This window comes from Bradyrhizobium diversitatis, assembly GCF_016031635.1.
Taxonomy (GTDB): domain Bacteria; phylum Pseudomonadota; class Alphaproteobacteria; order Rhizobiales; family Xanthobacteraceae; genus Bradyrhizobium; species Bradyrhizobium diversitatis.
On the sequence record NZ_JACEGD010000045.1, the window covers coordinates 34,570 to 48,653 of the forward strand.

17 protein-coding genes and 1 pseudogene are annotated in these 14,084 nt (G+C 63.2%); 11 read left to right on the forward strand and 7 right to left on the reverse strand.

The genetic code is table 11. The features are described from left to right. Positions 1–2 precede the first annotated feature (2 nt). The 4 genes and pseudogenes from H1B27_RS34420 to H1B27_RS41310 form a co-directional block, all read right to left on the reverse strand. The gene (locus tag H1B27_RS34420) at positions 3–683 is read right to left on the reverse strand and encodes a response regulator transcription factor (RefSeq protein WP_061882471.1); all 681 of its coding nucleotides are present in this window, start codon (positions 681–683) and stop codon (positions 3–5) included. A 185-nt stretch (positions 684–868) separates the two neighbouring features. Next, positions 869–2,380 (reverse strand): DUF294 nucleotidyltransferase-like domain-containing protein, encoded by a 1,512-nt coding sequence (locus H1B27_RS34425; RefSeq protein ID WP_246515893.1) that lies wholly within the window; start codon positions 2,378–2,380, stop codon positions 869–871. Between the two features lie 162 nt (positions 2,381–2,542). After that, a pseudogene (locus tag H1B27_RS41305) lies at positions 2,543–3,004 on the reverse strand (3'-5' exonuclease); the annotation flags it as partial. Between the two features lie 72 nt (positions 3,005–3,076). Beyond that, the gene (locus tag H1B27_RS41310; RefSeq protein ID WP_197969092.1) at positions 3,077–3,685 is read right to left on the reverse strand and encodes a hypothetical protein; all 609 of its coding nucleotides are present in this window, start codon (positions 3,683–3,685) and stop codon (positions 3,077–3,079) included. 268 nt (positions 3,686–3,953) lie between these two features. On the opposite strand from H1B27_RS41310, the gene H1B27_RS34435 reads away from it, so the two are divergent. From H1B27_RS34435 to H1B27_RS34460, 6 genes are all read left to right on the forward strand, one after another. Then, on the forward strand, positions 3,954–4,241 hold the full coding sequence (locus H1B27_RS34435) for a DUF4212 domain-containing protein (protein WP_061882699.1): 288 nt from the start codon (positions 3,954–3,956) through the stop codon (positions 4,239–4,241). 2 nt (positions 4,242–4,243) lie between these two features. Further along, the gene (locus tag H1B27_RS34440; RefSeq protein ID WP_061882474.1) at positions 4,244–6,229 is read left to right on the forward strand and encodes a sodium:solute symporter family protein; all 1,986 of its coding nucleotides are present in this window, start codon (positions 4,244–4,246) and stop codon (positions 6,227–6,229) included. A 201-nt stretch (positions 6,230–6,430) separates the two neighbouring features. Next, the gene (locus H1B27_RS34445; RefSeq protein WP_061882475.1) at positions 6,431–6,751 is read left to right on the forward strand and encodes a YggT family protein; all 321 of its coding nucleotides are present in this window, start codon (positions 6,431–6,433) and stop codon (positions 6,749–6,751) included. After that, positions 6,748–7,071, forward strand: a complete 324-nt coding sequence (locus H1B27_RS34450; RefSeq protein ID WP_061882476.1) for a hypothetical protein — start codon at positions 6,748–6,750, stop codon at positions 7,069–7,071. The genes H1B27_RS34445 and H1B27_RS34450 overlap by 4 nt, the downstream gene beginning before the upstream one ends. A 102-nt stretch (positions 7,072–7,173) precedes the next feature. Beyond that, positions 7,174–7,542 carry a hypothetical protein gene (locus H1B27_RS34455; protein WP_061882477.1) on the forward strand — a complete coding sequence of 123 codons (369 nt, stop codon included), beginning with the start codon at positions 7,174–7,176 and terminating at the stop codon, positions 7,540–7,542. A 246-nt stretch (positions 7,543–7,788) separates the two neighbouring features. After that, entirely contained in the window at positions 7,789–9,414 is a 1,626-nt protein-coding gene (locus H1B27_RS34460) for an MFS transporter (protein WP_376709019.1), read from the forward strand. 161 nt (positions 9,415–9,575) lie between these two features. On the opposite strand, the gene H1B27_RS34465 is transcribed toward H1B27_RS34460, so the two are convergent. The 3 genes from H1B27_RS34465 to H1B27_RS34475 are packed head-to-tail and all read right to left on the reverse strand — an operon-like array spanning position 9,576 to position 10,857. Then, positions 9,576–10,049 carry a secondary thiamine-phosphate synthase enzyme YjbQ gene (locus H1B27_RS34465; protein ID WP_061882479.1) on the reverse strand — a complete coding sequence of 158 codons (474 nt, stop codon included), beginning with the start codon at positions 10,047–10,049 and terminating at the stop codon, positions 9,576–9,578. 8 nt (positions 10,050–10,057) lie between these two features. Then, positions 10,058–10,573: a hypothetical protein gene (locus H1B27_RS34470; protein ID WP_061882700.1), complete on the reverse strand. Its 516-nt coding sequence runs from the start codon at positions 10,571–10,573 to the stop codon at positions 10,058–10,060. A gap of 41 nt (positions 10,574–10,614) precedes the next feature. After that, positions 10,615–10,857, reverse strand: coding sequence for a hypothetical protein (locus H1B27_RS34475; RefSeq protein ID WP_197488799.1), 243 nt, complete (start codon positions 10,855–10,857; stop codon positions 10,615–10,617). 75 nt (positions 10,858–10,932) lie between these two features. Between H1B27_RS34475 and H1B27_RS34480 the strand changes: the two genes are divergently transcribed. The 5 genes from H1B27_RS34480 to H1B27_RS34500 all read left to right on the forward strand — a co-directional run bounded on the left by H1B27_RS34480 (position 10,933) and on the right by H1B27_RS34500 (position 13,575). Further along, positions 10,933–11,307: an AtpZ/AtpI family protein gene (locus H1B27_RS34480; RefSeq protein ID WP_061882480.1), complete on the forward strand. Its 375-nt coding sequence runs from the start codon at positions 10,933–10,935 to the stop codon at positions 11,305–11,307. 111 nt (positions 11,308–11,418) lie between these two features. Beyond that, entirely contained in the window at positions 11,419–12,168 is a 750-nt protein-coding gene (locus H1B27_RS34485; RefSeq protein WP_061882481.1) for a F0F1 ATP synthase subunit A, read from the forward strand. A 53-nt stretch (positions 12,169–12,221) separates the two neighbouring features. Further along, positions 12,222–12,452 (forward strand): F0F1 ATP synthase subunit C, encoded by a 231-nt coding sequence (locus H1B27_RS34490; protein ID WP_007599451.1) that lies wholly within the window; start codon positions 12,222–12,224, stop codon positions 12,450–12,452. A 65-nt stretch (positions 12,453–12,517) separates the two neighbouring features. Next, a complete protein-coding gene (locus tag H1B27_RS34495; protein WP_061882482.1) occupies positions 12,518–13,084 on the forward strand; it encodes a F0F1 ATP synthase subunit B in 567 nt (188 codons plus the stop codon). Between the two features lie 5 nt (positions 13,085–13,089). Further along, the gene (locus H1B27_RS34500) at positions 13,090–13,575 is read left to right on the forward strand and encodes a F0F1 ATP synthase subunit B family protein (RefSeq protein ID WP_061882483.1); all 486 of its coding nucleotides are present in this window, start codon (positions 13,090–13,092) and stop codon (positions 13,573–13,575) included. Positions 13,576–14,084: the final 509 nt, after the last annotated feature.

Consider the following 14,084-nt stretch of genomic DNA (forward strand, 5'->3'; position numbering starts at 1 on the left):
CCTCACCCCGTCGGCGTGCCCTGGTTCCACTGGCCGCCGGCGATCTTTGACGCGGCAATCACGGCCTGGGTGCGGCTCTCGACGCCGAGCTTTTGCAGGATGGCCGAGACATGCGCCTTGATCGTGGCCTCGGACACGCCGAGCTCGTAGGCGATCTGCTTGTTGAGAAGTCCCTCCGACAGCATCATCAGGACCCGGACCTGCTGCGGCGTCAGCGTTACCAGGCGGTCGCGCAGGCGCGTCATGTCGGGGTCGCTGGCTGCGGACAGGTCGGTGTCCGCGGGAACCCAGACGTCGCCTTCCATCACCTTGAGGATGGCGTCACGCAACGTCTCGACGCCGAAACGCTTTGGAATGAAGCCGGAGGCCCCGAAATCGAGCGAGCGGCGGATCGTGGCGCTGTCGTCGGACGCCGAAACGATCACGACCGGAATCGCCGGGTATTGCGCGCGCAGATAGATCAGGCCGGAAAAGCCGGAGATCCCGGGCATCGAGAGGTCGAGCAGAATCAGGTCGACCTCGGAGGTCTGTTCCAGCAGCCCGGTCAGGTCCTCGAAGGATCCGGCCTCGTCGATCCTGGCCGACGGGAGGACACCTGCCACCGCCTGCCGCAACGCGTCGCGGAACAGCGGATGGTCATCGGCGATGACGAGATGGGTGTTTGCATTGGTTGTTGCAGTCATCTGTTCCGCAGGCCGACGAAAGATCGGGAAAGAATATCAACTCATTGCTGATCAAGCAGCAATTGACGATTGTTCACTGACTGGACCCGTCTTGCAAGGCAACCTTCCGCCCGTAGTCGCAAGGCGGTTAATCACAGGCGCGAACCGGTTGATGCTGCAGCGCAAAAAGCCGCTGACGGGTCTCCTCAATCCCTGAACAGCAGGTCTCGGGTCAAATCATCGATCACGGCGACCGCCTGAAGCGCTGCCCTCAATCGTTCGCGGTCGCGGGCCGACAATCGCTTGACCAACACCGCATTGGAGGGCGGCGTTCCCTGCGCCACATCCGCAATCTGCTGCGACACGATCAGCTCCAGAAAGACACCATGGGCCTCGTCGAGCGCATCAAGATCGGTCTCACCGCGGCCAACCACGGCCTTTACACCTGCGAGTCGCTGCGATGTCGACCGGTCCATCACATGATAGCGAATCGCCATCGCACGCGCTGCAGCGACCAGGCCGAACAGCCCGGCCGCCTTGAGGTCGATGCGACCGCCTTCAGTGCGGATGCCGCCGAAGAATTTCAGGCTCGCGGGGATGCTGATCCCCTCGACCAGAAGCTTGGCGAATGCGACCTGCCCCTCCGCTGCCGCGAAGGCCGCCTGCCTGACGGAGACGGCAAGGCTGCCGTCGCCATGAACGGCCCGCAGATCGAAGAAGATATCCACCGACAGCAGATCCTTTGGACTGGAGCGCCAGACCCACTGCTCGATGCGGTCCTGCCACGTTGCAACCGAGCCTCGCCAGGGCGGGTTTTTCGCCATGACGCCACCCTTGCAATAGGGCACACCGGCCTCGTGCAGAATATCTGCAACATGCGCCCCGAACGCCTCAAACCAGCGATCCTCGTCGCCTCCCGGTTCGCCTTGCGCGAAGATCACGGCATTGTCCTGATCCATCGCCAGCAGGCTTTCGCCGCGCCCGGCAGACCCGAGCACGACCAGGGTGTATGGCGTTGGGGGGTCGCCCTCGCCGCGCTCCCGCATGAGCCGCTCGGCCATCACAGCGGCCTGACGGGTGAGGGCGCAAAGCTCGCTGGAAATCACGTCCGCGATCTGGCGGCCGGACAATCCTTCCGCGAGGAGCACCTCCGCAACCCGCGGCAGCTTCGCCCAGGCCAGCGCCAATGCCTGCGTATCCGCGGCATCCTCGATCTCGTCCCCGAGCGAGATGGCCTCTCCTGCCCGCAGACGCAGCAGGTCCCGCGCGGACAACGCACCGACGACCCGGCCGGCCTCATCGACGACGCCGAGATGACGGGTCTTGAGGCGATTCATCCGGCCAATCGCGCGATAGACGAGCGCGTCCTCGGGAATCGCTGCCAGCGGCCTGCTCATGATCCGGTGCACCGGCAGCTCCAGCGCCGGGGCACCGAGCCGGGCGATCGCCCGCAGCACGTCGCGCTCGGTCACGATCCCGGCCTCGACGGCCTTGACGTCGTCTGCGGCCGCATCCGGCGCGCCGACGTACACAGCCGATATTCTCTCGCTCGTCATTCGCGCCAGGGCGTCGCCTACCAAAACGTCCGCACCGACGAAAATGGCGGGACACCGCATGATGTCGCGGTTGCGGTGGCGATAGGCATAGGCGTCGAACCGCTTCAGCGTTTGTTCTGCATCGATGCGGGCTGTCGCTTCGACCGCCTCGATCCAGCCCATCCGCACCTGATCGTCGAGCACGGCGGTGAGCGCGCGACAGACCCGCTCGGCTTGAACAACGGTCCGGATGCCATGCTCGCGCAGCCTCGGCAGCAGCGCCAGGAAGATCCGTGCCGTCGTGACCGCATCGCCGAGAGCGGAATGCCGGCCTGCCGCTTCGATGCCGAGCCAGGCCGCAAGATTCTCCAGCTGGTATCCGCCGAGGTCCGGCGCAACGATCTCCGCGAGCAGTCTGGTGTCGAGCGTTCGAGGCCGGGACCATGGCAATCCCGCCAGATCGCATTCGCGCTTCAGGACCGCCAGATCGAAACCGATCATGTGCCCGATGACGACAGCCCGGCCGAGGAACGCCTCGAAGCGCGGCCAGACGTCCACGAACAGCGGCGATTCAGCGACCGTGGCATCATCGATGCCGTGAATGCGCGTCGTCTCGGCGGGGATCGGTTGATCGGCCGGCCGCAGCAATTGAACGAACGAACCGCCGTCGACCAGCTTTCCGGCCGACAGACGCACGCCGGCAAGCTCGATCACCCGCGCCTTGCGCGGATCGAGCCCGGTCGTTTCGGCATCGATGACAACGGCGTCGAGCGACAAAAGCGGGGCAGCACCACTCGTCGTATCCATTGTCCTCCCTCGGAAGGCCCGGACCGTGCGATGCCGGCCGGCAAGCCGGGCATTGGCAGAGGCCGGGCGATCCTACGCCAGCAGCGTGTTGGTCACCGCGGCCGCATCGATGCGATCGACCAATTCGTCATGGATGTTGCACAGGCTGACGCGCAGGTAATTGCGTATCGTCTCGAAATCCCGTCCGCGCAGTTTTTCGTGGATCGGCATCATCGCAAAATAGGTTTCCGCCAGCGGCTCGGGAATGTCCATCACGCGCTTGGGCGCATGCCCGCCAACAAGGTCGAGCCGCTGCTCCAACTCGCGCCGGGCCTGAAACCAGCCATCCTCGCCGATCGACGGCGGCACCGGATAGCGGTCGAAAACCGAGAGGACGACGAGGATCATCTGGTCGAGAACCGCCCGGCGCTGCATGCCGGCATGTGGGCGCAATACCCCCTCGACCATCTCGCCGATCATCGCAAGCCCGAGCGGATAAGCCTGCCAGCGCGAACGTTCGACGGCCAGCGCAAACCCTTCCTCGGCAAACAGGACCTTGGAATAATGGCCGGCACGGGCACGCGAATACTCGTAGATGCCCTTTTGCACGATGAACGCAGATTGTGCGTCGATGAAGTCGGCAAGCGCCTCGCGGTCGCCAATCGGCGGCCGGGGACGAAAGAATTTCTGCAGCAGCTTCATCGCAGTCCGATCCTGCCAGACGGAATCGCCGTGCTATCCCGCGCTCGCCGCGCCCGAATTGTCAACGGCCGCGACGCCGTTCGCATCCGCAGCATCGGTTCCCTCCGAAAGTATTAGAAAGACCTCGGCACTCCCAGTGTTAGCCTCCGACATTCCAAATTGGCGAAAGACCGGTTGGAAGGCGGCAGGGGGGGCCGCAACGAAGGGTATGCAACCCCTCGATTCCTCCGGCTCGCATGCCGGAGTGCTGACAGAGGAAATGCAGCCCATGCCTGACTCCCACAATCTCAGAGAACGAGAAGAAGCCCACTGGCGCAAGACCTCGCGCCTGATGCTGATCAACCTCGGCATCTGGTTCTTGTTCGGATACGTCATCCACATGTTCGTGGTTCCGCTCAACACCATCAAGTTGCCGATCCTTGGCTTCCCGCTCGGCTTCTATATGGCCGCGCAGGGTTCGCTGATCGCCTTCGTGGTCATTCTGTTCGTGTTCGCCAGACAGCAGGACAGGATCGACCGTGAATTCGGCTTCGCCGAAGACGATCAGGAGGGTTGAACATGGCTACGCAACAGGCCACAACAACCGGCGGTTCCGACTTTCTCAGCAACCTTGGGCGGATCTACGGCTTCTACACCGGAGGATTCGTCGCGTTTGTCCTTCTGCTCGCCGTCCTCGAGATCATCGGGGTGCCGAACAAGATTCTCGGGTACCTGTTCGTGTTCTTCACGCTCGCGGTCTACGCGATCATCGGCGTTCTGTCGCGAACGGCGCAAGTCTCGGAATACTATGTGGCAGGCCGCAGCGTGCCAGCGTTCTACAACGGCATGGCCACCGGTGCCGACTGGATGTCGGCGGCGTCCTTCGTCGGCATGGCGGGCACGCTGTTCCTGCTTGGCTATGACGGCCTCGCCTGGGTGCTCGGATGGACCGGCGGCTTCGTGCTGGTCTCCATCCTGATCGGACCCTATCTGCGCAAATTCGGCGCCTATACGGTACCCGACTTCCTGTCCTTCCGTTACGGCGGCAATTTCGCCCGGGCGCTGGGCGTGATCGTGCTCGTCGCCTGTTCGTTCACCTATGTGACGGCGCAGATCTACGGCACGGGCATCATTGCCTCGCGCTTCCTCGGAATGCAGTTCGAAATCGCAGTGTTCGCAGGACTGGTCGGCATCCTGGTCTGCTCGATGCTGGGCGGCATGCGAGCGGTGACCTGGACGCAGGTGGCCCAGTACATCGTGCTGATCATAGCCTACCTGACTCCGATCGTGATCCTGTCGACCAAGATCTACGGGATACCGATTCCGCAGCTGACCTATGGACATGCGATCGCGGACATTACGGCGCGCGAACAGGAGATGCTCGCCAACGGACTGGCGGCGGCAGCAAGCCTCAAGCCGCACATTCAGCCCTTCATCAACTACAGTCCGCTGAACTTCTTTGCGATCATCCTGTGCATGATGGTCGGCACGGCCTCGCTGCCGCACATCCTGATGCGCTACTTCACGACACCGTCGGTGCGTGAGGCGCGGCAGTCCGTGGCATGGTCACTGCTGTTCATCTTCCTGCTGTACTTCTCGGCGCCTGCCTACGCAGCGTTCTCCAAGCTGGAGGTGTACACGAACATCATCGGGCGCGATCTGTCCGCGATCAGGCCCTGGCTGTTCAACTGGGGCGAACTCGGGCTGATCCAGATCTGCGGCAAGAACGCCGTCAACATCGACGCCGTCATTGCCGCGTGCAAGGCCGTTGCCGGTCACCCCGGCGTGGTCCGGCTGCAGGACTTCGTCATCAACACGGACGTGATCGTGCTCTCGACACCGGAGATCGCGGGGCTTCCCTACGTCATCTCCGGTCTCGTCGCGGCCGGCGGCCTGGCTGCGGCTCTGTCCACCGCCGACGGGCTGCTGTTGGCAATCGCCAACGCATTGTCGCATGACGTCTACTACAAGATGATCGATCCGAACGCGCCGACGGCACGCCGGCTGATCGTCGCGCGCGTGCTCCTGCTGATAGTCGCGGTGGTCGCCGCGGCGACGGCCGCCACCAAGCCCGGGGATATCCTGGCCATGGTCGGCTGGGCATTCTCCCTGGCGATGGCGGGCAACTTCCCGGCACTCGTGATGGGCGTCTGGTGGAAGCGCACGACGTCCACGGGCGCGGTCTGCGGCATCATCGCCGGGTTCGGGCTCTGCCTGTTCTACCTCGTGACCACGCGCTACTTCCCAGGCGCGGGCGTCAAGTACTTCGGTATGACGTCGTTGCTCAATCCGGCCACCGGCGCACCGCTGGTCGACATCGCCAAGGCCATGGCGTTGCCCAACGCGATGGAAAGTTGGCCGACACTGGCCCACCCGCTTGCCAACAAGGTGGGGTGGTTCAACCTCAGCAACATCGCCTGCGGCTTGCTGGGTGCGCCCTTCGGCTTCGCGGTGATCATCATCGTGAGCCTGCTGGGACGGGCGCCGTCGCGGGAAATGCAGGCTTATGTCGACGAGATTCGCAAGCCGCGAGGCCGCACGGTGCTCGAAGAGAAAACGACCTGAGCGGATCGGATCGATTGCGCCAAACGGGGCCTTGCGAGGCCCCGTTTTTGTTTGCGGCCGGTAGCGCTCGCTTGCCCCGAACCGCCTGCCTTGACATTGTTGCGTGCGGAGGCTGGCGCAGAATGCCCGACGGCGTGGACGGAGCGAACGTCCTCGCAGGACCATACTGCTTCCAGAGCGACGCCCGGAGGAGGACCGATTTTGGACATTGCCGACTCGTTGGCCAGATACTGGTATTTTCACCTGCCGAACTTCGTTCTGGCGGCTCTGATGTACACCATGCTCGGCCGCTTCCTGCTCGGCCTCTTCGTCGACGCCGACTCGCCGAACTATATCTGGCGCTTCTTCTGCCGCCTCACCGATCCGGTGCTCACCGCCATTGCGATCGTCACGCCGAAGGCAGTTCCTCCAGCCGTCGTGTGGCTGTTCGGTTTCGTCTGGATGTTCTGGTTGCGGATCGTGCTCCACTACACATTGCTCGTGCTCAATCTCGCGCCGCGGCTTGCGGGAGGCGGATCATGAACCGCAACTTCTTCCTGATCGGTATTGCCTTCTTCGGAATGATCAATGGCCTCTTCAACCAGCTCTGGCTGATCTTCGCCCTGCTCTATGTCCAGCCGCTCGCAGGCCCTCTTCTGTTCGGAAGCATGTCGCTGACGCTGATGTTCGCCTCGCTGATGGTCTCGACCGCGACCGTCATCCTGGGCGGCATTCCCGCCGCCATCTACGAACGCGTCACCGGCGCACAGGAGTCGAACGGCGTCTCGCTTTGGATCTGGCTGGCCGGCACGGCCATTCTGGCGCTCCCCGCCGCCGGCAATTTCATCAGCATCGGCCTCTGAACGGCGGGCGGGAACCATTGAAGGCAGGCCCCGCAGGGACTACCCTAGGCCGCATCCCGATCCTCTCGACCCCAATGAGCCAGGCGACGGAGTCCCCTCCTCATGGAAGAAATGCGCCGCATCGCCTTTGAAACGGTCCTGCGCGCGTGCGGATTTGCCTCGCTCGCCATATTCTGCGTCATGATCGCCCTTTCGTTTCTGCCGCGCTCCGCGTTTCAGGCGGGAGGCTTTCTGAGCCTGCTCATGACACTGGTGCTGCTCCTGAAGGCGGAGGAGGCGCGGACCAAAGACCACCGGCGCACCGAGATGTGGCTGTATCTTCCAAAAGACAGGCGCCCGCCTCAGCCGCATGCACAAAAAACAGTCTCGGCGGTGATGCGAGAGACCTATCTGGTGTTCGCATACTGGTCTGCGCTGGTGTCCGTCGTGATGTGGATTGTCGCGATGGGCTTTTCCGTCCTTGGACTTTAGTTTGAGGGTTGCGGACCCCACGGTATTTCGCTCTCGCGGCTCCGTGATTTCCCGTCCGATATCTCCGCGGTGCTCCCGATTCGCGTCGAAAGTACTATTGGGCCGGATGCGGTAGGCATGTCATTGCTCGCTCCCGATTGGTGGCGCGCCCACGTGGCGCGGATCGGTTCTTGAAAAGAAAACAAGCGGGAGCGAATCGGAATGACGACAATAACTGCAACATCGGCACCATCTGCCGGCGCCGGGATGACGAAGGACGAACGTTTCGTCATTCTCGCCTCCTCGCTCGGTACCGTGTTCGAGTGGTACGACTTCTATCTCTACGGTTCGCTGGCAAGCATCATCGGCGCCCAGTTCTTCTCGGCCTATCCGCCGGCAACCCGCGACATCTTCGCGTTGCTGGCGTTCGCCGCCGGCTTCCTGGTCCGCCCCTTCGGCGCCATCGTGTTCGGCCGCATCGGCGACATCGTCGGCCGCAAATACACCTTCCTCGTCACCATCCTGATCATGGGTCTGTCGACCTTCATCGTCGGCCTGCTGCCCAACGCCGCGACCATCGGCATCGCGGCGCCGATCATCCTGATCATCTTGCGTCTTGCCCAGGGTCTGGCGCTCGGCGGCGAATACGGCGGCGCTGCGACCTACGTCGCGGAGCATGCGCCGAACGGCAAGCGCGGCTACTACACTTCCTTCATCCAGACCACCGCGACGCTCGGCCTGTTCCTGTCGCTGCTGGTGATCCTGTTCACCCGCACCGCGGTCGGCGAAGCGGACTTCGCGGCCTGGGGCTGGCGCATTCCGTTCCTGGTGTCGGTCCTGCTGCTCGGAATCTCGGTCTGGATCCGGCTTCGCCTCAACGAATCGCCGATCTTCCAGAAGATGAAGGAAGAGGGGAAGGGTTCGAAGGCGCCGCTGACGGAAGCCTTCGGCAACTGGCAGAACGGCAAGCTCGTGCTGCTCGCCCTGCTCGGTGGCGTGATGGGCCAGGGCGTGGTCTGGTACACTGGCCAGTTCTACGCGCTGTTCTTCCTGCAATCGATCCTGAAGGTCGACGGCTATACCGCCAACCTGCTGATCGCCTGGTCGCTGCTGCTCGGCACCGGCTTCTTCATCGTATTCGGCATGCTGTCCGACAAGATCGGCCGCAAGCCGATCATTCTCGGCGGCTGCCTGATCGCGGCGCTGACCTTCTTCCCGATCTTCAAGATGATCACCACCAACGCCAACCCGGCGCTGGAAAAGGCCATCGAGACGGTCAAGGTCGAGGTGGTGGCCGATCCCAAGGGCTGCGGCGACCTGTTCAACCCGGTCGGCACTCGCGTCTTCACCGCGCCTTGCGACACCGCACGCGCCTACCTGTCGCAGTCGTCGGTCAAGTACTCGACCACGCCCGGTGCGGCCGGTTCGGACGTGAAGGTGATGGTCAACGGCAAGGAAGTGCCCTACGCCAATGCCAAGGACGGCAACCCGGCGGTCCTCGCCGCGGTGCAGGCGGCCGGTTATCCGAAGGCGGGTGACGCCGGCATCGTGAAGATGTCGCATCCCTTCGACATCTTCCGTCCGCAGGTGGCGGCGATCGTCGGCCTGCTGTTCATCCTGGTGCTGTTCGTCACCATGGTGTACGGCCCGATCGCGGCGATGCTGGTCGAACTGTTCCCGACCCGCATCCGCTACACCTCGATGTCGCTGCCCTACCACATCGGCAACGGCTGGTTCGGCGGCCTCTTGCCGGCGACCGCCTTCGCCATCGTGGCCTCGACCGGCGACATCTATGCCGGCCTCTGGTACCCGATCATCTTCGCGTCCATCACCGTCGTGATCGGTTTCTTCTTCCTGCCCGAGACCAAGGACGTCGACATCAAGGCGACCTGATCCTAAAGCGCGATGCGATTTGGATGAATCGTCATCGCGCTTCAGGTTGTTGTTTACGCATGATCTTTCCGGAAAACCGCTTCGTACTTTTCCGGATCATGCTTTGGCAGCGATCGACGACACGAACCGGCCGCGGCCTCCGCGGCCGGTTTTGTCTTCGCTTACTGATTGCTGCCGATGAATTGCAGCACGATCTCGCGGCGGTGCGGGCGGCTGCGATGCTCGACCAGATAGATCGCCTGCCAGGTGCCGAGCGCGAGCTTCCCGTTGAGGACCGGGACCTGGCAAGAGGTCCCCGTCAGCATGGTCTTGATGTGCGCGGGCATGTCGTCGGGCCCCTCGGTGTCATGGGTCCACCCGGCGTTCTCCGGTGCGAGCCGTGACAGTGCCGTGGTGAGATCGACCAGCACGGAGGGATCGGCGTTCTCCTGAATGGTCAGCGAGGCCGAGGTGTGGCGGACGAACAGCGTCAGCGCGCCGTCCCGCGCGTGAACGTCCTTGATGAACTTCGCCGCTTCCGCGGTGAGATCGACGAAGGTTCGCCCGGGCGTCGGCACCGTCAACAGGGCGGTACCGATGGCCGTGGCCTGCACGGTCGATGGCACCGAACGCGTCAGCTGTTTCTCAGGCGTCATTCAAACTCTCAAATCTTGCCCGACACGTCCTTCTGCACGCGGTTGGCCATGTCGATCAGCCGCCGCCAGGCCTTTTCCAGGAACGACATCACACGATCGACATCCTGGTCGCTCGGCAGCGGGATCTCGATCTTGCGCTCGCCCTCCACGGCCTTGGGCTCCGCCTTCTTCAACTGGTCGGATTTCGGCAGCGCCTCGTCGACCTTGCCCGACACCGTCGGCCCCGCCGCGAGCTGTCCCTTTAGCCTCTCGACCTCGGCCTGGAGCCTGCCGATCTCGGCGTCGAGTGCGGTCCGCTCGTCGGGCACCGCGTAGCAGGCCCAGCCGGCGCCGTTCTTGGTGCAGGTCGATACCGTGCCGGTGCGCGTGTCGAGCCGCAGCACGCCCTCGGGGATGGGTGTCATGCTGTAGCGACCATTTTCGCCGTCGGGCGCGGATTGCGCGGCCACGAGGCCGCCGCTGACGACCATCACCGCGGCGGCCGCCGCAAGCCATGATGTTGTGGATGACGTCGCTGGTCTCATCGCCCTCTCCGCCACGGCATTGGTGCGGCTTTTGTGCAATTCTACACCCGCGTCAGGCAATCCGCCGCCAAAAACCCGCCTCTGAAATCAACGAACGCGGTGGCTCCTTTGATCCAGGCCGTGAGGCGAAAGGACAGCCGCGTCCGCCGATCGTGAGGAGACCTGCTGCGGTGCGGCGTCACGCTGTGTGCAGCGCTGCCGCGCACGCCGATATCATCAAACAAATCAGATACATAACCGAAAGCGACGCAATCGTGACTTGGCTTGACTTGATTATGGGCCATCAGTATGGTCCGCGCGGCTTTTGAGGGTGACGGGCGCAATTTCCATTCAGCCGCAGCGTTTCGGGTCTTCGTTGCATGACACAGGGCACGGGACACGGCGAGGATGGAGATCGCGATAGATCGCCCGAGGAAGCCGCGCTTTCCGAACGGCTCGGAAGTCTTGATCAGCGGTTGTCCGAATTTCGCGACCGCCGGACCAAGACCGAGCAACCCGCAGGTGACGGTGGAGACAGAGCGGCCAGAGCCTCGGCGATGGCGCTTGGTTTCCGGTTATCCTCGGAGTTGATCGCCGGCGTCGTCGTCGGAGCGGGGATTGGCTGGGGGTTCGACCGCTTGCTGTCGACGTCGCCTTTCGGATTTATCGTGTTCCTGCTGCTGGGCTTCGTGGCTGGCGTGGTGAATGTGGTGAGAACGGCGGGCGCGGGTCAAAACAGGCGCGGCGATTCGTAGCGGATCCCACCAGGAGAGGAATGATCGTGCCGGCTTCGCCGGTACGGGCCGGCCCGGCCGGCAGACCGAGACCCGCCGGCATTGCCCGGCAGACCAAGAGATGCCGCGCCGATGAAAATCGATCCGATCCACCAGTTCAACATCGAGCCTCTCTTCACCCTGGGCCACATCGGCAATCACACGATCGCCTTCACCAATTCGTCGCTCTACATGCTGGTGGCGGTGGCGATCATCTCGCTCCTGATGCTAGCCAGCGGCACGCAGCTGGTTCCCGGACGCCTGCAGTCGGTCGCTGAAATCTCCTACGAATTCGTCGCCTCGACCATCCGTTCGACGGCCGGCGCGGAAGGCATGAAGTTCTTCCCGCTGATCTTCTCGCTGTTCATGTTCATCTGCGTCTCGAACCTGGTCGGCATCATCCCCTACACCTTCACGGTGTCGAGCCATTTGATCGTTACCGCAGCGCTCGCGCTGCTGGTCTTCTTCACGGTCCTGATCTACGGCCTCTACAAGAACGGCCTGAAATTCTTCAAGATCTTCGTTCCCCACGGCGTCCCCATCTACATCCTGCCGCTGGTCATGTTCATCGAGATCCTGTCGTTCTTCCTGCGGCCGGTCTCCCACAGCGTTCGTCTCTTCGCCAACATGCTGGCCGGCCACATCGCGCTGAAGGTGTTCGCGGGCTTCGTCGCCATGCTCGGCTTCTCGCTCGGCGCCATAGGCTGGATCGGCGGCGTGCTGCCGCTGGCGCTCACGGTCGCGCTGACCTCGCTGGAAATCCTGGTCGCGTTCCTCCAGGCCTATGTGTTCGCGATCCTGACCTGCATCTACCTCAACGACGCCATTCATCCGGGACACTGAGCGGTCCGGGGAATTTCCACCCACAACCCCATCTTTCTTCCAAGGAGTCTAAAATGGATCCGGCAGCAGCAAAACTTATCGGCGCGGGCATCGCGTGCATCGGCATGGGCGGTGCGGGCGTCGGCGTGGGCGTGATCTTCGGCAACTACCTCGCCGCAGCCGTGCGCAACCCGTCGGCCGCTCAGGGCCAGTTCGGCAACCTGATCTTCGGCTTCGCCGTGACCGAAGCGCTCGGCATCTTCTCGCTGCTGATCGCGCTGCTGCTGCTGTTCGTTCCGCTCTGAGGACGACGTTTTTCGCGCCGTTCCAGTCCTTGGAACGGCGCGTGTGACAGCAACAGGAGAACTCCATGGCTGAGAGTCATGGCGGCGCGAAAGGTCCGGCGGCGGGCGCTCACACCGAGGCTGACGGTGGTCACCACGGTGGCGGTTTTCCGCCGTTCGAGAGCAGCAGCTTTGCTTCACAGCTGGTGTCGCTCGCGATCTTCTTCGTCCTGCTTTACGTGATCGTGTCCAAGCTCGCCCTGCCGCGCATCGGCGGTGCGATCGAGGCGCGTCAGAACAAGATCGAGGGCGACCTCGCCGAAGCGCAGAAGCTGAAGGACCAGTCCGACGCGGCGCTGAAGGCCTATGAAAGCGAGCTCGCTGCGGCGCGCACGCGGGCGCAGGCAATCGGCAACGAATCCCGCGACAAGGCGAATGCGCAGGCGGACGCCGAGCGCAAGGCGCTGGAAGAACAATTGGCAGCCAAGCTCGCCGGGGCGGAGAAGACCATCGCCTCGACCCGCGCCGCCGCCATGAGCAACGTCCGCGGCATCGCGGCCGATGCGGCAGGTCAGATCGTGCAACAGCTCACCGGGGTCGTTCCGGACGCCGCGTCGGTCAATGCCGCGGTCGATGCGTCCTTGAAGGGTTAGTCGAGATGTTCTTCGAACCTGAATTTTGGGTCGCCGTCGCCTTCGTGATCCTGATGGTCGTGTTCGGCTATCTCGGGGTCTTCAAGACGGCGATGACGGCGCTGGATCATCGCGCCGAACGCATCAAGGCCGAGCTCGACGACGCCGCACGCCTCAAGCAGGAGGCGGCGAAGGTGCTCGCCGACTACAAGTCGCGCAGTGCCACGGCCGAGCGCGAGGCTGCCGACATCATCGCCAACGCCAGGGCCGAAGCCGAGCGCATCGCGACCGAGGCCAAGGCGAAGATGGAAGACTTCGTCGCCCGCCGGACCAAGACCGCGGAGAGCAAGATCGCGCTCGCCGAGGCCCAGGCGCTGGCCGACGTCCGCGCCGCAGCCGCGGAAGCCGCTGTCCAGGCCGCTTCCACGATCCTGTCGCAGTCGGTCAGAGGCCAGGTCGCCGACGACCTGCTCGCCAAGGGCATCAACGAAGTCAGGCAGAAGCTGAACTGAGGGGTGCGCTCTCATCAATCAAAAAGCCGGTGCGATGAGCGCCGGCTTTTTTGTTGGTCGATCTGCAGCCGCAAACTGGGTGTCATCGCCCGCGAAGGCGGGTGATCCAGTACGCCGAGGTTTCTCGGTTCAAGCACCTCGCCCTCTGGAATGCTGGATTGCCCGCCTTCGCGGGCAATGACAGTTGAGATTGCCGCACCACGTCGCCTATCTCGTCGTCCGTGAAGAGCGGCTAAGCGATTGAGCTAGAATCGCATTTGTCTTTGTGGGCTGTTTTGCGATTGCAGGGTTTTGATGCTTGGGGCATCGGAACCTTGCAATTTCATTTTCAGGATTCCGTCGAATCGCCAGTCATGATTCCGTCGTCGCATCGGAGGTGGCGATGCGACCGAAGAAGCACAGGACGACGGAATCGGGCGATCTGTTCCGGGCCAGGCTGGACCAGATCATCAATATGAAGCACGAGCTGGTTCAGCTTGCCGGCAAGGTCGATTGGGACTGGATCGACG